The organism is Thalassospira sp. CH_XMU1448-2, assembly GCF_037027285.1.
Lineage (GTDB): Bacteria > Pseudomonadota > Alphaproteobacteria > Rhodospirillales > Thalassospiraceae > Thalassospira > Thalassospira profundimaris_C.
On record NZ_JAYMEA010000001.1, the window covers coordinates 1,523,399 to 1,540,763 of the forward strand.

16 protein-coding genes are annotated in these 17,365 nt (G+C 54.8%); 9 read left to right on the forward strand and 7 right to left on the reverse strand.

Annotation, left to right across the window (positions count from 1 at the left end; all coding sequences use genetic code 11):
• The first annotated feature begins 5 nt into the window (after positions 1–5).
• Positions 6–770 carry a ComF family protein gene (locus WA318_RS06855; RefSeq protein WP_336080391.1) on the forward strand — a complete coding sequence of 255 codons (765 nt, stop codon included), beginning with the start codon at positions 6–8 and terminating at the stop codon, positions 768–770.
• A gap of 125 nt (positions 771–895) precedes the next feature.
• Entirely contained in the window at positions 896–1,153 is a 258-nt protein-coding gene (gene grxC / locus WA318_RS06860) for a glutaredoxin 3 (RefSeq protein WP_114099206.1), read from the forward strand.
• An 87-nt stretch (positions 1,154–1,240) separates the two neighbouring features.
• On the opposite strand, the gene WA318_RS06865 is transcribed toward grxC, so the two are convergent.
• The 3 genes from WA318_RS06865 to WA318_RS06875 all read right to left on the reverse strand — a co-directional run bounded on the left by WA318_RS06865 (position 1,241) and on the right by WA318_RS06875 (position 4,132).
• On the reverse strand, positions 1,241–2,578 hold the full coding sequence (locus WA318_RS06865) for an NAD(P)H-dependent oxidoreductase (protein WP_336080392.1): 1,338 nt from the start codon (positions 2,576–2,578) through the stop codon (positions 1,241–1,243).
• Between the two features lie 25 nt (positions 2,579–2,603).
• Complete coding sequence (locus WA318_RS06870; protein ID WP_336080393.1) at positions 2,604–3,398, reverse strand: phytanoyl-CoA dioxygenase family protein; 795 nt, start codon at positions 3,396–3,398, stop codon at positions 2,604–2,606.
• A 62-nt stretch (positions 3,399–3,460) separates the two neighbouring features.
• Positions 3,461–4,132: a GntR family transcriptional regulator gene (locus tag WA318_RS06875; protein WP_114099207.1), complete on the reverse strand. Its 672-nt coding sequence runs from the start codon at positions 4,130–4,132 to the stop codon at positions 3,461–3,463.
• 254 nt (positions 4,133–4,386) lie between these two features.
• Between WA318_RS06875 and WA318_RS06880 the strand changes: the two genes are divergently transcribed.
• Complete coding sequence (locus WA318_RS06880) at positions 4,387–5,211, forward strand: carbon-nitrogen hydrolase family protein (RefSeq protein ID WP_114099146.1); 825 nt, start codon at positions 4,387–4,389, stop codon at positions 5,209–5,211.
• A gap of 33 nt (positions 5,212–5,244) precedes the next feature.
• On the opposite strand, the gene WA318_RS06885 is transcribed toward WA318_RS06880, so the two are convergent.
• Positions 5,245–5,646, reverse strand: coding sequence for a VOC family protein (locus WA318_RS06885; protein WP_114099147.1), 402 nt, complete (start codon positions 5,644–5,646; stop codon positions 5,245–5,247).
• Positions 5,647–5,876: 230 nt separating this feature from the next.
• Here WA318_RS06885 and WA318_RS06890 point away from each other — a divergent pair, with 230 nt between their 5' ends.
• Positions 5,877–6,416 (forward strand): YHS domain-containing (seleno)protein, encoded by a 540-nt coding sequence (locus WA318_RS06890; protein ID WP_336080394.1) that lies wholly within the window; start codon positions 5,877–5,879, stop codon positions 6,414–6,416.
• Positions 6,417–6,523: 107 nt separating this feature from the next.
• Here the strand turns inward: WA318_RS06890 and WA318_RS06895 are convergent, their stop codons facing one another.
• Together WA318_RS06895 and WA318_RS06900 are read right to left on the reverse strand one after the other, a co-directional pair.
• Complete coding sequence (locus tag WA318_RS06895) at positions 6,524–8,437, reverse strand: PhoX family protein (RefSeq protein WP_336080395.1); 1,914 nt, start codon at positions 8,435–8,437, stop codon at positions 6,524–6,526.
• A 183-nt stretch (positions 8,438–8,620) separates the two neighbouring features.
• On the reverse strand, positions 8,621–9,160 hold the full coding sequence (locus tag WA318_RS06900; RefSeq protein ID WP_336080396.1) for a class I SAM-dependent methyltransferase: 540 nt from the start codon (positions 9,158–9,160) through the stop codon (positions 8,621–8,623).
• A gap of 116 nt (positions 9,161–9,276) precedes the next feature.
• Between WA318_RS06900 and WA318_RS06905 the strand changes: the two genes are divergently transcribed.
• Both WA318_RS06905 and WA318_RS06910 read left to right on the forward strand, forming a co-directional pair.
• Positions 9,277–9,711, forward strand: coding sequence for a DUF1178 family protein (locus WA318_RS06905; RefSeq protein ID WP_114099150.1), 435 nt, complete (start codon positions 9,277–9,279; stop codon positions 9,709–9,711).
• Between the two features lie 346 nt (positions 9,712–10,057).
• On the forward strand, positions 10,058–11,485 hold the full coding sequence (locus tag WA318_RS06910) for a GGDEF domain-containing protein (protein WP_336080397.1): 1,428 nt from the start codon (positions 10,058–10,060) through the stop codon (positions 11,483–11,485).
• On the opposite strand, the gene ubiG is transcribed toward WA318_RS06910, so the two are convergent.
• Positions 11,482–12,246, reverse strand: a complete 765-nt coding sequence (gene ubiG, locus WA318_RS06915) for a bifunctional 2-polyprenyl-6-hydroxyphenol methylase/3-demethylubiquinol 3-O-methyltransferase UbiG (protein WP_336080398.1) — start codon at positions 12,244–12,246, stop codon at positions 11,482–11,484. The two genes, WA318_RS06910 and ubiG, sit on opposite strands and share 4 nt — an antisense overlap.
• A 427-nt stretch (positions 12,247–12,673) precedes the next feature.
• On the opposite strand from ubiG, the gene WA318_RS06920 reads away from it, so the two are divergent.
• From WA318_RS06920 to ptsP, 3 genes are all read left to right on the forward strand, one after another.
• Positions 12,674–13,894, forward strand: coding sequence for an aspartate kinase (locus WA318_RS06920; protein ID WP_068519662.1), 1,221 nt, complete (start codon positions 12,674–12,676; stop codon positions 13,892–13,894).
• 150 nt (positions 13,895–14,044) lie between these two features.
• On the forward strand, positions 14,045–15,073 hold the full coding sequence (locus tag WA318_RS06925) for an NAD(P)H-dependent flavin oxidoreductase (RefSeq protein ID WP_114099153.1): 1,029 nt from the start codon (positions 14,045–14,047) through the stop codon (positions 15,071–15,073).
• A gap of 5 nt (positions 15,074–15,078) precedes the next feature.
• A complete protein-coding gene (gene ptsP / locus WA318_RS06930) occupies positions 15,079–17,361 on the forward strand; it encodes a phosphoenolpyruvate--protein phosphotransferase (RefSeq protein WP_114099154.1) in 2,283 nt (760 codons plus the stop codon).
• Positions 17,362–17,365: the final 4 nt, after the last annotated feature.

Below are 17,365 nucleotides of genomic sequence, written 5' to 3' on the forward strand. Positions count from 1 at the left end.
TGGTTATGGCATTACTGCGCACAGTTGGCCGGATCGGGATGGATGCCATCCTGCCGCCGCGCTGTGGCGGATGCGGTATTATTACCGACACAACCCATGCGGTCTGTGCTGATTGCTGGGCGGGCTTGCGTTTCATATCTGCCCCGCATTGTGCCTGTTGCGGTTATCCGTTTGAACTTGATGATAGCGCGAATATCCCCGGCGGCGAAGCGGTGGACGGGCAGGCCCTGTGTGGCAATTGCCTGCAAAAGAAACCGGTTTTTGACCGTGCGCGGGCAGCACTGGTCTATGATGATCACAGCCGCGATTACCTGTTGCGGTTCAAACATGCGGATCGTACCGATCTGACACCGCTTCTTGCACGCTGGTTGTTTCAATGCGGACACGGGATATGGGATCAGGCGGATGTGATTGTGCCAGTGCCACTTCACCGGCGGCGATTGTTAAATCGCCGCTATAACCAGTCGGGTTTGCTCGCAGCCAGTTTGTCGCGCATGACCGGTGTGCCGTGGGATGGGCTGATCCTGGGGCGCAAGCGCAATACACGCAGTCTGGGCGGGCTTGGGCCATCTTCGCGCAAACGCGAAGTCGGCGGGGCTTTTGCCATTGATAAAGATCGGGCTGGCAGATGCGGGCTCGACGGGGCTCGGGTGGTTTTGATTGATGATGTGCTGACAACCGGGGCAACCGCCAATGCCTGTGCCCGGGTTTTAAAGCAGTCAGGGGCCATGCACGTATCTGTGATCACAGTTGCACGCGTCGTACGATGACGCAGTGCAAGAAATCTGTTATATAGCGCTCATCTGAACTGTTTTCCGCGCCGTATCAAACGCTGAAAGCCCCGTAAAGCGGGTCCTTTGGCATGATCGGCTGCTTGAAGAAGGATGATTGCTACATGGCAAAAGTTGAAGTTTACGCCACCGAATGGTGCCCGTATTGCAAGCGCGCCCGCAAGCTTCTGGAAGAAAAAGGTGCGAAATACCAGCTGATCGACGTGATGATGGAGCCGAAGCGCAAAAAGGAAATGATGGACCGTGCCAATGGCCGTCATACCGTGCCGCAGATTTTCATCAATGACGAACATATCGGCGGTTGCGACGATCTGATGGCGCTTGAAGCTGCCAGCAAACTCGAAGCAAAACTGTCTGCCTGATCGCATTCCGACAGGGTCAAAGACATTTGTCATACAAAACCCCGGCCAGCTTGGCCGGGGTTTTTATTTGGTCTGATAATTGGTCGTCTAGCCGAAGGTTGCTTCCATTTCCTTGCGGAATGCAATCGCCGGGTCCTTGGCGTCAAATTCGACATCATCCCATGTCAGGGTCTGATCCATGTTGACCGGACGTTTGATTTTCAGGTGATGGGCAAGGCCAATCGGAAGGGCATTGCGCGCGCGCGATGTGCTGGCCGGGGCAAGCTTGCCATAGACCGTATAGCCGCCTTCACCATCAAGCATTTCGCCCGCTTTAAGGTCGCGCTTGGCGGTGGCAACCGCATCACCCGACCATGCACGTGACGTGCCCGTTGCCTCATGGCGCAGGGCCGCAGACGCCACCGAAATGCCAAGTTCCAGCCCGATCAGGTGATAGGGCTTGTACATGGTGGAATATTGTCCGCTTGGATCGGTCAGAAGACCATATTCGTTAAAGCAGCGCGCGACATAATCGCTTGGTGCTTCGAAGGTGACATAAACACCCCAGCGCAGATCACGAAATACCGGACGGGTATCACGTTCAAGGCTTGAAACCACCTCGACCGTACCCTTGCGATCAAGAATGCCGCCACTTTCACGCGGGCAGAGCAATCTTGGCAAATCATCCACCCCGCAGGCCGGGAACTGCAACCCGCATTCCTGCGGTACAAGATCACAGGCATTCGACACAGCCGCCATTTCAATGGCGGATTTGGTGCCATCAAGGAAACTGTTGAAAATCTGCGGGTTCATGCCGCCTGCCTGCGCCTGTTCCGGTGTCAGGCCATAGTGGTGCCAGACATCATCGGGCGTCACATGATGATAGATCGGCAGATACTTGGTGCCTTTGCCTGCGCATGTAACCGGCATGCCAATAGCCCGCGCCCAATCAACCATTTCAGAAATCAGGGCCGGTTGATCGCCATAGGCCATGGAATAGACAAGGCCAGCAGCCTCGGCCCGTTTGGCCAGAAGCGGCCCTGCAAGAACATCGGCCTCGACATTGACCATGACGATATGGCGGCCATATTCTATGGCCTTGAGTGCAAAGCGAATACCCGCCGATGGACTTCCCGTGGCATCAATGATGACTTCAAGTCCGTCTGCGGCAATCAGGGCATCGGCATCCTCGGTGATCCAGGTGGTGCGGTTTTTATATGCACTGGCCGGATCGGTTGCCGAAAACCGGTCATCGGACCAGCCAACGCGGCGTAATGCCGCCTTGGCCCGGTCGATGCTGAGATCAGCGATGCCCAGAACGTGATAGCCCGGATGGTGTCCGGCCTGACTTAAAAACATCGATCCGAATTTACCGGCACCGATGATGCCAACCCGCACGGGATTGCCTTCATCGGCGCGCTTGCGCAGTTTTGCATCGAGATTCATTTAAATTCACTTCTCCGGCAGGACGTTACGCAGCCGATCGCTTGGCGACCAGCTCTTCAAGGCAGTTATCAGCAAGCGGGCTGATCGGGGTAAAATCGCGATGCGCAATCCACGGTTTGCGATTGAAGGCCCGGATATGGTTCGAGACCGCGCACAGGCTGAGATAGACAATCGTGCGATCAAACGGGCTGATATTGGGTGGGCTCGCGTGCACCAGATTGCCATGGAACATCACAACCGATCCTGCCGGACCAATCGGGGCTTCGCAGCCACCTTCAGCGGCGAGTTTGCTGACGGTTTCGCGATCAAGTGTCCAAAGCGGATAGGATGTGGTTTCAAGATCGTGTCCGGCCTTGAGAACGCCTGCCTTATGGCTTTTGGGAATGAACAGGAGAGGACCGTTGGCCGGTGTCACGTCTTCAAGGAACAGGGCGATATTAAAGGCACGCGGTTCGGGCATTTCATCGTCGCGCTGCCATGTTCCGTAATCCTGATGCCACTGCCAGACAGCACCATCAAAGGCTGCCTTGGCGTTGATCTTGTACTGATGCATGTAAACCTGTTCTTCAAGATACTGAACAACCGGTTCAATCAGGCGGGGATGGGCCCCAAGGCGGCGATGGGCTTCGTTATAGGTATGTGCGGCAAAGGCCGTGCGGGCGACACCGGATGTTTCGCGCCAGACCTCTTCACGGTCAGAGGCATAGATCTGCTTGGCTTCGGTCAGCAAAAGGGCGGCTTCTTCGCGCGAAAACAGTTCCGGCAAAAACACAAAGCCATCTTCGCGAAATTTCGCGAGCTCCGTCTCACTCAGTTTCATGACGTTTCCTCCGCGCCGCACATTATTGTTTGTTCTGTTGCGGCTGATGCCCGTTCGGGCGGTTAGTTGGTTTGGTGATCGGTATCCTTCATTTTCGAGATCAGGCGATGCTTGGCATTGCGCGTGTGTGTGATGGCCAGCATTTGGGCACGGTCACCATCGCCGGCACAGATCGCGTCGGCGATGGCTCCGTGTTCCGTCCAGACCGGGTCTCGGGATGATCCGGTCTGCAGGTCAGCATGCATCACGCGCCGAATTTGCAACCATACAGCTGCGGATGCCTCGGGCAAAAGGGGGTTGCCCGAAAGACGATAGATCGTTTGATGAAATGCGACGTCGGCTGCAACAAGTTCTGCGGTGTCGCCGCTGCCCAGGGCGTGGTTCCCCTGTGTTATCGCAGCCCGCAGAGCCGATTCCCGATCCGAGGCCAGGGAGTGCGCCGCAAGACGGGCGGCGAGCCCGTCAAAGGCTTCTCGCAGGTCATAAACGTGACGGACCAGATCGGCATCAACGGCAGCAACGCGATATCCGCGTCGTCCCATCGGTTCGACCAGTCCGTCACGACGCAGCAACCCCAGAGCTTGCAACACTGGTTGCCGCGAGACATTGAGTTCCTCAGCCAATGCTTCCTGACGCAAGGGTGTCCCGGGAGGGAGTGCACCGGAACACAAGGCATCAACCAGACGGTCATGCACTTCGTCAGTCAGACTTTTTCGACCGGAAAGAGGTTCCATCTTCGATCCTTCTTGAGTATGCGGAATACTGTATACACTAATTTCAACCAAGGGAAGATGCAAGTTCGGGCTATCGGTCTTCAGGATTGTACGCCTGGCTGATGTCCATGACAGGTTTGTGCGGTTTCTCTTGGAAATCCGGGGAAAATGACAGGCGTGATCGTGTTCACAGGGGCGCTCATCCAATTGCGTATTGTCGCTTGGCCCAGACAGGGCCATCATGATTGCGATAACGATAAAAAGGAGAATGCATCATGACCCGTTTCATAGCTGCCTGCGTTCAGGTCAATTCCCGTGACGTCATGTCAGACAACCTTGCGCGTGCCGCGACCTATGCGCGCGATGCCCATGCGGCGGGTGCGCGGTTGATCGCATTTCCCGAAAACGTATCAATGATGTCCTTTGGTGGCGAGAATGTCCGTGCAGCGGCCTTTCCGGAAAGTGAGCATCCCGGCCTGACATTCTTTTGTGATCTGGCCGAAGAACTGCAATCAACCCTGATTGTCGGATCGCTGCATGTGAAAGTCGCGGGTGAAGACCGGGTGGCAAACCGGTGCTTTGTCGTTGGCCCGGATGGCAAGGTGATCACGTCCTATGACAAGATCCATATGTTTGACGTCGATCTGGCCAATGGTGAGAGTTACCGCGAAAGCAAAACATTCCGCCCCGGCGACAGTGCAAAACTGGCTGATACCGAATTTGGCAAGGTCGGTGTCTCGATCTGTTATGACGTGCGGTTTCCCCATCTGTTTCGTGATTACGCCAAGGCGGGGGCACGGATTCTTAGCATCCCGGCGGCCTTTACCCGGACGACCGGGCAGGCGCACTGGCATACACTTTTGAAAGCGCGGGCTATTGAAAATGGCTGCTTTGTGATTGCCGCGGCCCAGTGCGGGGATCATCCGGGTGGGCGTCAGACATTCGGCCATTCCCTGATCCTTGATCCCTGGGGCGAGGTTCTGGCAGATGGCGGGACCGATCCCGGCTTTATTACAGCCGAGATCGATCTGGATCGGGTGGATGAAATCCGGCGCATGGTGCCATCCCTGCAAAACGGCCAGACCTATAAACCGTGCTGATAACGCACAGTGCAGATTGCCGGTTTGAAGTGGTCAGGCGTAACTGACCACTTCAAATTCGATGTCATCGCCGTCGCGGAAATAGAAGCGGCGACCGGGTTCGTAATCTGCGTGGTTATGGGTGCTGAAACCTGATGCCTTGATCTTTTCCTCGGTCGCATCAAGGTCTTCAACCACCACAGCAATATGGTTCATGCCACCCCGGGTGTGATAGGAATTGTCATTGGGCTCGGCTGTGCCGCTCTTGCCGTCGGCATTGCCCGGCGAATAGAGGGCGACATAGCTTGAACTGTTGCCGACATGATAGGTTTCGCCATCATTGATTGATGGTCCTTTCCAGCGTACTTCCCATCCGAACCAGTCATGCAGGTGCTGTGCGGTTTTGGCCGGGTCGGAAACGGTAAAGTTCACGTGTTCCAGATATGCTTCACTCATGGCATTTCCCCTTCATTTTTGCGGGTTACATTGATCTTGTTCCTTGTTGGTAATTCCTCAAGTTAAGTTCAGGTCAAGCAATAATTTGTACTGAAATATATGGATTTCTGATTTTTCTTCTCGGGCAGTTCACAGGTTTTCACGAAACAGTGTCGCAACGTCATTTCGAATTTCGGGCAGTTCGGGGCACGATTGGCCATCACGGAAACCCAAGCGGAGATGATGCAAAGATGTTCAAACAATTTCTGGCCGGGACGGCTATCCTTCTTGCTCTTTCGAGTGCCGCTGTGGCGGGGGAGCAATATGTCGATGAAACCGGCTTTGCCATCAGCGGCTATGATGCGGTGGCATATTTCAACCTGACCCAAAAAGATGATGGCATGATGCAGCCTCATGCTGTGCCTGGGCGTGCGGATATTACGGCGGATTACAACGGTGCCAAATGGGCCTTTGCAACCACCGGAAATCGCGACATGTTTTTGGCTGACCCGGTGAAATATGCCCCGAAATATGACGGGCATTGCGCCTATGGTGTTGCAAAAGGGGCAAAGGTTCCTGCCAACCCGAACCTTTGGCGGATCGTGGATGGCGAGCTGTATCTTAACATCACGCCCGAAGTTGCCGAAACATGGAACAGCGATATTGCCGACTACATCATGGACGCCAATGATGAATGGTCGGACCTTGAGCCCAAATCGGCTTCAAATGACAGCTGGATGGAGATCGGTGACAATGATGGCACATATGATATGACGGCCCCGATCAAGTAGGCGGGCTCGCGCAAAGCAAAACACCCCGGCACATATTGTGGCCGGGGTGTTTCGGTATGTGGTTGGCACACAGATGATGCGGTTGCGATCAGTGTGCGCGAGCGTTATCAGCCTGCGATTTCGCCGCCATCCTGTTTGGTAACCGCGACAACTGACGGGCGCGGGGGAATGCCATCGGCAAAGTCCGGCCAGCGTGTGCTCGGGGCTTCATAGCTCGAACCATCCGCCGGATGCTGCACTGCAAGGAACAGGGTGGTTCCATCCGGGGTGAATTCCGGACCGCACATTTCGGCACCAACCGGGCAGGCAAAGAAGAACTTGGTCAGGGCGCGGCCCGGACCGTCAACATCGGTTGCCCACATACCGTCCGGAATGTCCGAACCCTGTGCGCCGTCAGAAGAAATCCACAGGCGGCCACGATGGTCGATCGCCATGTTGTCCGGGCAGGACAGCCAGGATTCAGCAGCCGGATGATAGACAGCCTTGTCGTCCGGGTTGGACGGATTGCCGGCCGCGAGCATGATGTCCCAGGTGAACCGGTTGGCGGTATGATCGGCATCCTTGCCACGACCACCCGGAGGAGTGAGTTCAAGAACGTGACCATGCGGGTTGGCAGCGCGCGGGTTCGGCGCATTGCCTTCCTTGCGCTTGGAATTGTTGGTCAGCATGACATAGACCTTGCCGTTGACCGGGTTCGGTTCAACATCTTCCGGGCGGTCCATCTGGGTTGCACCCAGAAGGTCAGCCGCGCGACGGGTTTCGATCAGGACGTCTGCCTGACTGTTGAAGTCGTTTTCTGCGGTCAGCGGACCTTCGCCAAAGATCAAAGGCATCCAGTCAAGTGAGCCATCATCGTTGAACTTTGCTACATACAGGGTGCCTTCATTCAGAAGGTCCATGTTGGCAGCGCGGTCGTTCGGGTTGTACTTGTTTGCAGCAACGAATTTATAGAGATAGTCAAAACGCTGATCGTCGCCGGAATAAGCAACAATCGAGTTGTCCTTGTTCAGAACAACCGTTGCCCCTTCATGCTTGAAACGGCCCAGTGCAGTACGTTTCTTGGGCATGGAAGTCGGGTCATACGGGTCAATCTCGACCATCCAGCCAAACTTGTTCGGTTCATTGGGTTCTTTTTCGACATTGAAACGGTCGAAATATTTAACCCATGAGTACCAGCTCTCGGGGCTGATGCCGAGACGTTTGTAATTGCGTTCTTCGCTTGTCTTGGCAATGTCGCCGCCAAAGTAGCCATTGAAGTTTTCTTCGGAAATCAGAATGGTGCCCCATGGGGTCTTGCCACCAGCACAGTTATTCAGGGTGCCAATAACGCGGGTACCGGTATTGTCCGAGCTGGTTTTAAGGCGGTCATGGCCTGCTGCCGGACCGGTGATTTGCATTTCGGTATCAAGGGCGGAAATACGGCGGGCATATTTCGAGCCGTCAATGACCTGCCATTTGCCATTGGTCTTTTTGATCTCGACAATCGAGTGACCATGAGCAGCAATTTCATGAAGTGCCTGTTCCTGTGATGCGCCCATCGAGTCTTTCAGGCCTGGCCACATCAATTCGGCGTTGGTGTATTCATGGCTGATGCACAGCAGGCCATGATCCGAGCTGTTTGAGCCAACCGGAAGCGGCATATAGCCGACATAGTCACAGTTATAGCCAAACTGCTTGTTCTGTGCGGTTGCGTCGACCTGACCGGGAACGAATTCCGGTGCATCGGCGACAACCTTGTCACCCCAGCGGATCAGCACGTCGGCGTCGTAGCCTTCTGCGACCGCATGGGTTTCGGTAATTTTCTGCGGGATCGATTTGAAGGTCAGCGTGGATGCTGACTGCGCTTTGGCAACACCGCGGGTCGCAATGCCTGCGCCGACCACGGCCGAAGTTGCCATCAGGCCCTTGAAGAAACCACGCCGCGAGAAGCGTGCGTCGATCAGGTCCGAGATGCGCGGGTTACGGGTTGGATTGGAAGGAATGTCGTCGCGATCTTCAATAATTTCGAATTGTTCGCTCATGGCTTTTCTCTCTCTGTGCAGTGCCTGATACAGCGCGGAGAAAATGCCAGAAGATTCGAAATGTAATTGTGATGTTTTTGTTATGTTATAACGGCGAGACGGGTGGATCGGAAACCACAAGGAAATCTGCGGAAGCAAGCGCGGGCACCAAGCCGTATCTCAGGTGGTGATGTCGTATGCATATCAGGATGTCAGGGGTCTTTGGGCGACGATTGCCTGTTTGATGGCTGTAATCCCAGAATCGCCATGTCTGACGGGGCCTTGTTGGAATGCAACGATGCCCCAGTCGGCAAAGATGTTCTTCAGTTCGTCTTTTTCTAACAAAAAATCAGGTGAACGGGGGCGCCCGATCTTTTCATTCCCGGTCATGAAAGTCTCGTAGACTATTGTGCCACCAGATTGCGTGGCATTGCGCAGATGATCAAATAGCGGCCTGTGCAGATAATTGACGACAACAATCAGATCGAATTGCTGATTTCCCATCGGCCAATGTCCGGTTTCCAGATCGGCCTGCTGCCAGTTAATGGATTGATCGGCCAGTTGATGGGCCAAGTGATCGACACGTGAAAGATCGCGATCAAGGGCGGTGACATCCCATCCCTGCTGCGCAAGCCAGAAACTGTGACGTCCGGCACCACAAGCCAGATCAAGCGCATGGTTTTGCCCGGCAGACGGGGCGGGGCAGTGCTGTGTGATCCAGTTGGACGGCAATTGGGATGACATTTTTGTAAATCTTGTTTATTGAAGGTTTCGCATGTGACTGGCGGAATGCCTCCGTCCGGGCCATATTACAGATAACTTAATGTTCTGCGACATATTCGGTTTCCACAAGTACCATCATGATTCTTTTCCAGCTTAAATGCGAACATGATCACGAATTTGAAGGTTGGTTCAAAGACGGCGCGACCTATGACGCGCAGGCCGCCGATGGCGACCTGTCCTGTCCGGTATGCGGCACGTCAAATGTGGGCAAGGCCCTGATGGCGCCGCGTTTGCGGACCTCACGCCAGAAAGAACAGGCCGCCGAGAAGCAGCATCAGAAAGCCGTTGCCGAAGCCGCCAAGGCTGCCATCGCCGAAATCCGTAAACAGGTCGAAACCAATTGCGAGCATGTCGGCAGCAAATTTGCTGAAGAAGCCCGCAAGATCCATTATGGCGAAGCCAAAAAGCGCGGTATCTACGGCGAGGCATCCCTTAAGGAAACCGCCGAACTGGTCGAGGAAGGCATTGATGTTCATGCCTTGCCCTGGGACGACGCACACAAGAAAAATTGATCGCGACAATCTGTGGGTCTATAGGGTCTGCGGAACATATCTCCTAACGAACTTTTTGAAGAGCCGGAGCCGAGCTGTTCAGCACGGGGTGACGGCGGAAAATTTGCAGGGAGAACATGGTCCATGGGCTCTTATTGCGGCTGGACATGTTGAAAAACATCGGGCCGTGATTACTTTAAAACGCAAAGACTATACAAAAGTGGTGGTTGGGCGATTTGGTAAAGGTCCCGTGCGACTGGCTTTGGCCATGTGCGGGTTTCACCGTCTCATGATGACCACCGAGACATTAAGGACTTTGTTCCGTGCCCGGTTGAGCTGAGGCTGTGACGAAAGTCGGGGGAGAAACGTGACGTCACGGACTGCAATTGTTGATTACGTGCCATATCTGGTCGGTGCAATCGGTGCGGGGATACTGGTTTTTGGTGCTTCACTTTTTGGTATCCTGACGCGACCCGAAGGGCTGCTTGCCGTTCTGTGGCCAGCCAATGCGTTGTTGCTGGCGGCATTTGTGCGAGTGCCATCCATGAATACGCCGATCGGATGGCTGGCGGCATTCGGCGGGTTTATGCTTGCCGATATCCTGACCGGCAGTGATGTCAGCAAGGCTGCCTGGTTGACCGTGGCCAATATGTCCGGCGTTGCCGTCGGGTTGGCGCTGATCAGCAAACTCGATCCGGAAGACCGGAACTTGCGCAGGCCGTCGGGGGTTCTTTATCTTTGCCTGACAAGTGCGGCAGCCGCGACCGGGTCCGGATTGATGGGCATTGCCGTCGCCCTGATTGTCTTCCATTCCGATCCGGTTATGGCATTCGTGTTCTGGTCGAGCACCGAGTTCGCCAATTATGTCATCATCCTTCCCTTTGCGATGGCAGTGTCGCGATTGCCAGATTTCCTGAATGGTTGGCAGCGGCTTGCAGGGCGCATTAGACAGGACTGGAAATTGCTGCTGGGCGGGATGCCTGCGCTTTCACTGGCCTTCAGTCTGGTTATGGTCTCGTTTGTCGGCGGGCCGGGCGCAATCGTTTTTCCGGTCCCGGCACTTTTGTGGTGTGCGCTGAGTTATCGGCTCAGTGTTGTATCGGTTCTGATTATGTTGCTTTCGCTCTGGCTTATGATTGTGTTGGAGCTTGATCTGCTTGCTAATCTGCCAGAAGGGGCCGACCCCTATTATGGTGTCATATCCACCCGGCTGGGGATTGCCATGCTTGCCCTTGGCCCTTTGACGGTTGCGTCAATTGATCGTGCAAGGTCAGCCCTTGTCGAGCGGCTCGATCATGCGGCCAATCATGATTATCTTACCGGTCTTCTTACCCGCGGGGCTTTCATGCCGTTGGGGCAGGAAATGGTTGACCGGATTGCCGCGCAAAAGGGCCGTCTGACGGTCATGGTGATGGATCTTGATCTCTTCAAGGAAATCAATGACAGCCATGGACATGCGACCGGTGACAGAATCCTGATCGAAGTGGCCCGTGTCATTCAGCGCAACTTGCGGGGAACCGATCTGTTTGCTCGTCTTGGCGGCGAGGAATTCGCAATTCTTGTTCCTGATATCGCCAAAGTCGATGCCCAGGGATTGGCGCAACGCATTCGCAAGGCGGTCGAACAGGCAAGCATCGTGGCCGCGAACGATGTGCCGATCCATACGACGGTCAGTATCGGACTTCTATATCGCCAACCCGATCAGCCGATCAGGATCGATACTCTTTTGAATGAAGCTGACCGGGCAATGTATGAAGCCAAGGAAAACGGTCGTAACCGTGTGGTCGCGCGTTAAGCCGCATCGGGCTTGCGCGCAATCACCATGTAATTGACATCAAGATCACGCGGCGCGGGATACCATTTGTCATTGATCGGGTTATAGGCAACCCCGGTGATATCGGTCAACTCAAGCCCGGCCCCGCGCAAATAGGCCGACATTTCAGACGGTTTGACGAATTTACGCCAGTCATGCGTACCAGCCGGAAGCCAGCGAAGAATATATTCCGCACCGATCTTGGCCAGTGCCAGTGACTTGATGGTGCGGTTCAGGGTCGCGACAAACATCAATCCGCCGGGTTTCAGCACCGATGCACAGGCCTGCATGAAGAATTGCGGATCATCGACATGTTCGATGACTTCCATATTCAGCACGATATCAAACTGTTTGCCTTCATCGGCCAGCATTTCGGGCGTGCAGCAACGGTAATCGATCTCAAGGCCTGATTGTGCAGCATGGACCTTGGCGACTTCGATGTTGTTTTCGGCTGCATCAATCGAGGTCATTTTTGCCCCCATCCGCGCCAATGGTTCGGAAAGCAAACCGGCACCACAGCCAATATCGATGATCTCGATATCCTTAAGCGGTTCGATCTGGTTGGGATCACGACCGAGATGGGCGCAGATATTATCTCGCAGAAGCTGCAAGCGGACCGGATTGAAGCGGTGCAGGGGCTTCATCACGCCATTCGGATCCCACCATTTTTCGGCCATTGCGGAAAAACGTGCAATTTCCTCTGCATTGGCGGTACGGCTGGTTTTGGCGGATGCTTCCGACATGACGTGGCTCCAAAGGCATGAAATCAAATCTGTTATGCTGTGCCCTGTTTACGCGGGCCGGAACGGCAAGGCAATACTCAGCTGTCAAAAGCGCGATCTTCCATAAGCAGCAGCCGCGATGTGTCCGGTGTCAGGTGCCTTGCAAGGGTGGAATGGTTTGTCAGGGTTTCTGGGTAAAATTCGCACGATATTTCTCTGAATTTGCGGTCTCCGAGCCTTTCCGGACATATTTGCCTTATAAAAATTGCATCGACGCAATTTATCGGCTGCGTTGATGCTTGTTTCGCGATGATTATGGAAGTATTGATAACGCCGCCCGGATCAGGAGAAGCGCCGAGTTAATGGCATTGCACCCCTGATATGGGACCGGATCACATACCGTCATTCTCGGATCGCCGATGGACGGAGAGCATAGCGGGGATACTTCATGGCCCGTATTGTCATGAAATTTGGCGGCACTTCGGTCGCTGATGTTGATAAAATCAAAAACGTAGCACGTCGGGTCAAGGCCGAGGTGGACGCTGGAAATCAGGTAGCTGTTGTCGTTTCCGCCATGTCAGGCAAGACCAACGAGCTGGTCGGCTGGGCGCAGGAAGTCTCGCCGATGTATGATGCACGTGAATATGACGTCATCGTATCGTCGGGTGAGCAGGTGACTGTCGGTCTTCTGGCCATGGCACTGCAGAGCATGGATGTGCCTGCACGTTCCTGGCTCGGATGGCAGATCCCGATCAAGACCGATGGCGCACATGCCAAGGCCCGTATCAAGGAAATCGACACCACCGAACTCGACAAGCGCATGAATGGCGGCGAAGTCGTTTGCGTGGCGGGTTTCCAGGGGATTGCCCCGGATAACCGGATCACGACACTTGGTCGTGGTGGTTCTGATACATCTGCTGTGGCGCTTGCGGCTGCACTGAATGCTGATCGTTGCGACATCTATACCGATGTCGAGGGTGTCTACACCACCGATCCGCGCATTGTGCCCAAGGCCAAGAAGATCGAAAAGATTACCTACGAAGAAATGCTGGAACTGGCTTCGCTGGGTGCGAAGGTCCTGCAGACCCGTTCGGTTGAGATGGCCATGAACCATCGCGTCCGGGTACAGGTCCGTTCGACCTTTAGTGAAGCAGAAGGAACACTTGTTGTAGACGAGGACGAAATCGTGGAACAGGAAGTCGTCAGCGGAATTGCCTATAGCCGTGACGAAGCCAAGATCACCTTGGTTAAAGTCGCTGATAAACCGGGTATTGCCGCTTCTATCTTCAGCCCGCTGGCTGATGCGAATATCAACGTCGATATGATCGTGCAGAACGTCTCCGAAGACGGCAAAAGCACGGACATGACCTTTACCGTTCCGCGGGGTGAATTCCAGCGTGCGCTTCAGGTTATCGAAAAAAACAAAGACAAGATCGCCTATCAGGAACTCCTGAGCACCTCTGATGTGACCAAAGTGTCGATCATCGGTGTCGGTATGCGATCCCATGTTGGCGTTGCGCGCAAAATGTTTGAAACCCTTGCTGAAAAGGGCATCAACATTCAGGTCATCTCGACCTCGGAAATCAAGGTCAGCGTGCTGATCGCCGAGGAATATACCGAACTTGCAGTCCGTGCCCTGCACACTGCCTACGGTCTTGATGACGAATAATTTCGACAGAACGATCGCTTTTGCGCGATTAAGCCACTGTTAAATTACGTGTAATACTACATACTAGCTGGAACGATGTGTTTCGGCCTTTGTAATGAAATGGCAGGGAACCTCGCGTTCCCTGCATTTCTGCTTTGGGGTACTGACAATATGAGCGATCCGAAATTTGACGCAGCACACGCGCGCCTTGAAAAGCTGTGGGCAGCGGGCAAGGAATTCCTTGGGACCGACTATGCCATCATGGCTGGTGCAATGTCGTGGGTGTCTGAACGTCACCTGGTTTCGGCAGTCTCGAATGCAGGCGGCTTTGGTGTGATTGCCTGCGGGTCCATGACCCCGGATTTGCTGTCGGCTGAAATTGCCGCCACCAAGGAAATGACCAAGAAGCCGTTTGGCGTCAATCTGATCACCATGCATCCGCAGCTTGATGATTTGATTGAAGTCTGCCGCGAACATAATGTCGGTCACGTGGTTCTGGCAGGTGGTTTGCCGTCTTCGGCATCAATCAAGCAGGCCAAGGAATTTGCCAAGGTTGTCTGTTTTGCCCCGGCACTGGTTCTGGCCAAGAAGCTGATCCGTTCGGGTGCTGATGCGCTGGTCATCGAAGGCAGCGAAGCAGGCGGTCATATTGGCCCGGTATCGCTGACCGTTCTGGTGCAGGAAATCCTGCCCGAGATTTCCGACATCCCGGTTTTCTGTGCCGGTGGTATCGGACGTGGCGAAGCCATCACCGGTCTTCTTGAGCAGGGTGCCGCCGGTGTTCAGATCGGAACCCGTCTGGTTTGTGCCGAAGAATGCATTGCCCATCCTGATTTCAAAAAGGCCTTCATCCGTGCAAGTGCGCGCGATGCAGTAACCACCGTGCAGCTTGACGATCGTTTCCCGGTTATTCCGGTGCGTGCCCTTGCCAACAAGGGAACTGACGAGTTCCGTGAAACCCAGCGCAAGGTCATCGAAAAATTCCGTTCCGGTGAACTTGATCAGGGTGCTGCCCAGCTTGAAATCGAACATTTCTGGGCCGGTGCATTGCGCCGTGCGGTGATCGATGGTGACGTCGAAAGCGGATCGGTTATGGCAGGGCAGTCGGTTGGTATGGTAAAGAAAGAACAACCGGTTACAGAAATTCTGCAAGAGTTGGTCGAACAGGCCGTGCAATCCCTGATTAAGAGAGACAGCTAAGCCAAATGAGCATTCCGTCCGCCGCAGTCTCAGGTCCGCGACGCCTTTTAAAGCGCGTCCGCGACGTCATGGCTGGTCCGGGGACTGCTGAGGAACGACTGGGACAGATCGTGACGATCATTGCTGCTGATATGGTGGCAGAGGTTTGCTCGGTCTATGTCATGCGTGCGGGCGAGGTGCTTGAGCTGTTTGCGACATGTGGTCTGTCCAAAGAGGCCGTCCACATGACGCGTCTTCGCGTCGGCGAGGGGATTGTCGGTTTTGTTGCCGCCCATGCCCGCCCGCTGAACCTTAAGGATGCGCAAGGCCATCCCAACTTTGCCTATCGCCCGGAAACGGGCGAGGAAATCTATCATTCCATGATCGGCGTGCCGATCTTGCGCGGTGGTCGGATCATCGGCGTTCTGGCCGTTCAGAACCGCACAGAACGCCTTTATTCCGAGGACGAGCAGGAAGCGCTTGAAAACGTTGCCATGGTGCTGGCCGAAATGGTCGCCGGTGGTGAGCTGGTCAGCCGTGAGGAACTGATACCGACCGACGGGATTGCGCTTTTGCCACTGCGTCTTGGCGGTGCGCGTCTGGCACCGGGGATTGGCAAGGGGATTGCCGTTCTTCACGAACCACGCATCGTCATTGATCGCATGGTTGCCGAAGACCCCGAAGAGGAGCTGACGCGTCTGCGCGAAGCAATGCGCGGGCTTCAGAACCATCTCGACAAGATGCTTGAAGCCGTATCGGGCATTGACGGCATTGATGAGGCCGATGATCCGGGGGACATCCTTGAAGCCTACCGGATGATTGCCCAGGATACTGGCTGGCTGAACCGTATTACCGAAGCTGTGCATACCGGCCTGACCGCCGAGGCGGCCGTTCAAAAAGTTCATGACGATACCCGGGCGCGCATGGCGCAGGTTTCAGATCCGTATTTGCGCGAGCGCTTGCATGATCTTGAAGATCTGGCCAACCGTTTGTTGCAGCACCTTTCGGGACAATATCAGTCCCCGGCATTTGGCGATCTTCCGGATGATATCATTCTGGTTGCGCGCAATATCGGTCCGGCAGAGCTTCTTGATTATGACCATACCCGTCTGCGTGGTCTTGCCCTTGAAGAAGGGTCGCATACCTCGCATGTGGCGATTGTTGCGCGTGCGCTTGATATTCCGGTTCTGGGCGGGGTCAAGGGCGTTCTCGACAAGGTCGAAGGCGGTGATCCGCTGATTGTCGATGCCGATAACGCCCAGTTGTTTGTGCGCCCGTCCGAAGATGTGCGTGCCGTAATTGACGGGGCATTACGGGCGCGTGCCGAACGCAAGGCACTTTATGCCCAGATGCGTGACATGCCCGCGCGCACGACAGACGGAGCCGATATCTCGCTGAATGTGAATGCGGGTCTTTTGATCGACGTTCCCCATGTTGTGGAAAGCGGTGCGGACGGGATCGGGCTGTACCGGACGGAAATCCCGTTCATGGTGCGCTCGGCCATGCCAGACATCACCGATCAGACGCGCCTTTATGACCGGATATTCGAACAGGCCGAAGGTCGTCCTGTCGTATTTCGAACCCTTGATGTCGGCGGTGACAAATTGCTGCCGTATTGGGAGGATATGACAGAGGAAAATCCGGCAATGGGGTGGCGGTCGATCCGTATTACCCTTGATCGTCCTGCAGTGCTGGTTCATCAGTTGCGCGCATTGATCCGTGCAGGGCATGACCGTGATCTTTATATCATGTTCCCGATGATCGCCGAAGTGGCCGAATTCGATCAGGCCAAAGAGCTTCTTGATCATCAGCTCAGGCGTGAAGCTGCGCGCGGCTTTGTGCCGCGTAAGGTCGAAGTCGGTGCGATGCTTGAAGTCCCGGCTCTTATCTGGCAGGCGCCTGCGTTGCTTGACCGGGTGGATTTCCTGTCTGTCGGGACCAACGACCTGTTGCAGTTCATGTTTGCCGCAGATCGTGGCAATCCGCGGATTGAAGGGCGATATGATACGCTTTCACCAAGTGTATTTGCTTTTATGCGGCAATTGGTGACATTGTGTGACCAGCGGAATGTCCGCCTGACCATTTGTGGTGAGATGGCCGGGCGCCCGCTCGAAGCGATGGCTCTTATCGGTTTGGGAATCAAACGATTGTCGATGGCACCTGCCTCTGTCGGTCCTATCAAGGAAATGGTCAGAAGTATGTGCAAGGCTGAAGTTGAACAATATGTTCTGTCGATAATGGGCAGTTCCACCAGATCGTTGCGTTCGCGTCTTAAGGCTTTCGCAATAGATCATGGTGTAAAACTTTAAAAAA

What these genes read in the sequence shown, in the direction of transcription:
- WA318_RS06870 (WP_336080393.1), bottom strand. Translation starts at nt 3,398, where the DNA reads ATGAAACTGAGTGAGACGGAGCTCGCGAAATTTCGCGAAGATGGCTTT.
- WA318_RS06905 (WP_114099150.1), top strand. Translation starts at nt 9,277, where the DNA reads ATGATTCTTTTCCAGCTTAAATGCGAACATGATCACGAATTTGAAGGT.
- WA318_RS06925 (WP_114099153.1), top strand. Translation starts at nt 14,045, where the DNA reads ATGAGCGATCCGAAATTTGACGCAGCACACGCGCGCCTTGAAAAGCTG.
- WA318_RS06855 (WP_336080391.1), top strand. Translation starts at nt 6, where the DNA reads ATGGCATTACTGCGCACAGTTGGCCGGATCGGGATGGATGCCATCCTG.
- ptsP (WP_114099154.1), top strand. Translation starts at nt 15,079, where the DNA reads ATGAGCATTCCGTCCGCCGCAGTCTCAGGTCCGCGACGCCTTTTAAAG.
- WA318_RS06875 (WP_114099207.1), bottom strand. Translation starts at nt 4,132, where the DNA reads ATGGAACCTCTTTCCGGTCGAAAAAGTCTGACTGACGAAGTGCATGAC.
- ubiG (WP_336080398.1), bottom strand. Translation starts at nt 12,246, where the DNA reads ATGTCGGAAGCATCCGCCAAAACCAGCCGTACCGCCAATGCAGAGGAA.
- grxC (WP_114099206.1), top strand. Translation starts at nt 896, where the DNA reads ATGGCAAAAGTTGAAGTTTACGCCACCGAATGGTGCCCGTATTGCAAG.
- WA318_RS06865 (WP_336080392.1), bottom strand. Translation starts at nt 2,578, where the DNA reads ATGAATCTCGATGCAAAACTGCGCAAGCGCGCCGATGAAGGCAATCCC.
- WA318_RS06890 (WP_336080394.1), top strand. Translation starts at nt 5,877, where the DNA reads ATGTTCAAACAATTTCTGGCCGGGACGGCTATCCTTCTTGCTCTTTCG.
- WA318_RS06885 (WP_114099147.1), bottom strand. Translation starts at nt 5,646, where the DNA reads ATGAGTGAAGCATATCTGGAACACGTGAACTTTACCGTTTCCGACCCG.
- WA318_RS06880 (WP_114099146.1), top strand. Translation starts at nt 4,387, where the DNA reads ATGACCCGTTTCATAGCTGCCTGCGTTCAGGTCAATTCCCGTGACGTC.
- WA318_RS06895 (WP_336080395.1), bottom strand. Translation starts at nt 8,437, where the DNA reads ATGAGCGAACAATTCGAAATTATTGAAGATCGCGACGACATTCCTTCC.
- WA318_RS06920 (WP_068519662.1), top strand. Translation starts at nt 12,674, where the DNA reads ATGGCCCGTATTGTCATGAAATTTGGCGGCACTTCGGTCGCTGATGTT.
- WA318_RS06900 (WP_336080396.1), bottom strand. Translation starts at nt 9,160, where the DNA reads ATGTCATCCCAATTGCCGTCCAACTGGATCACACAGCACTGCCCCGCC.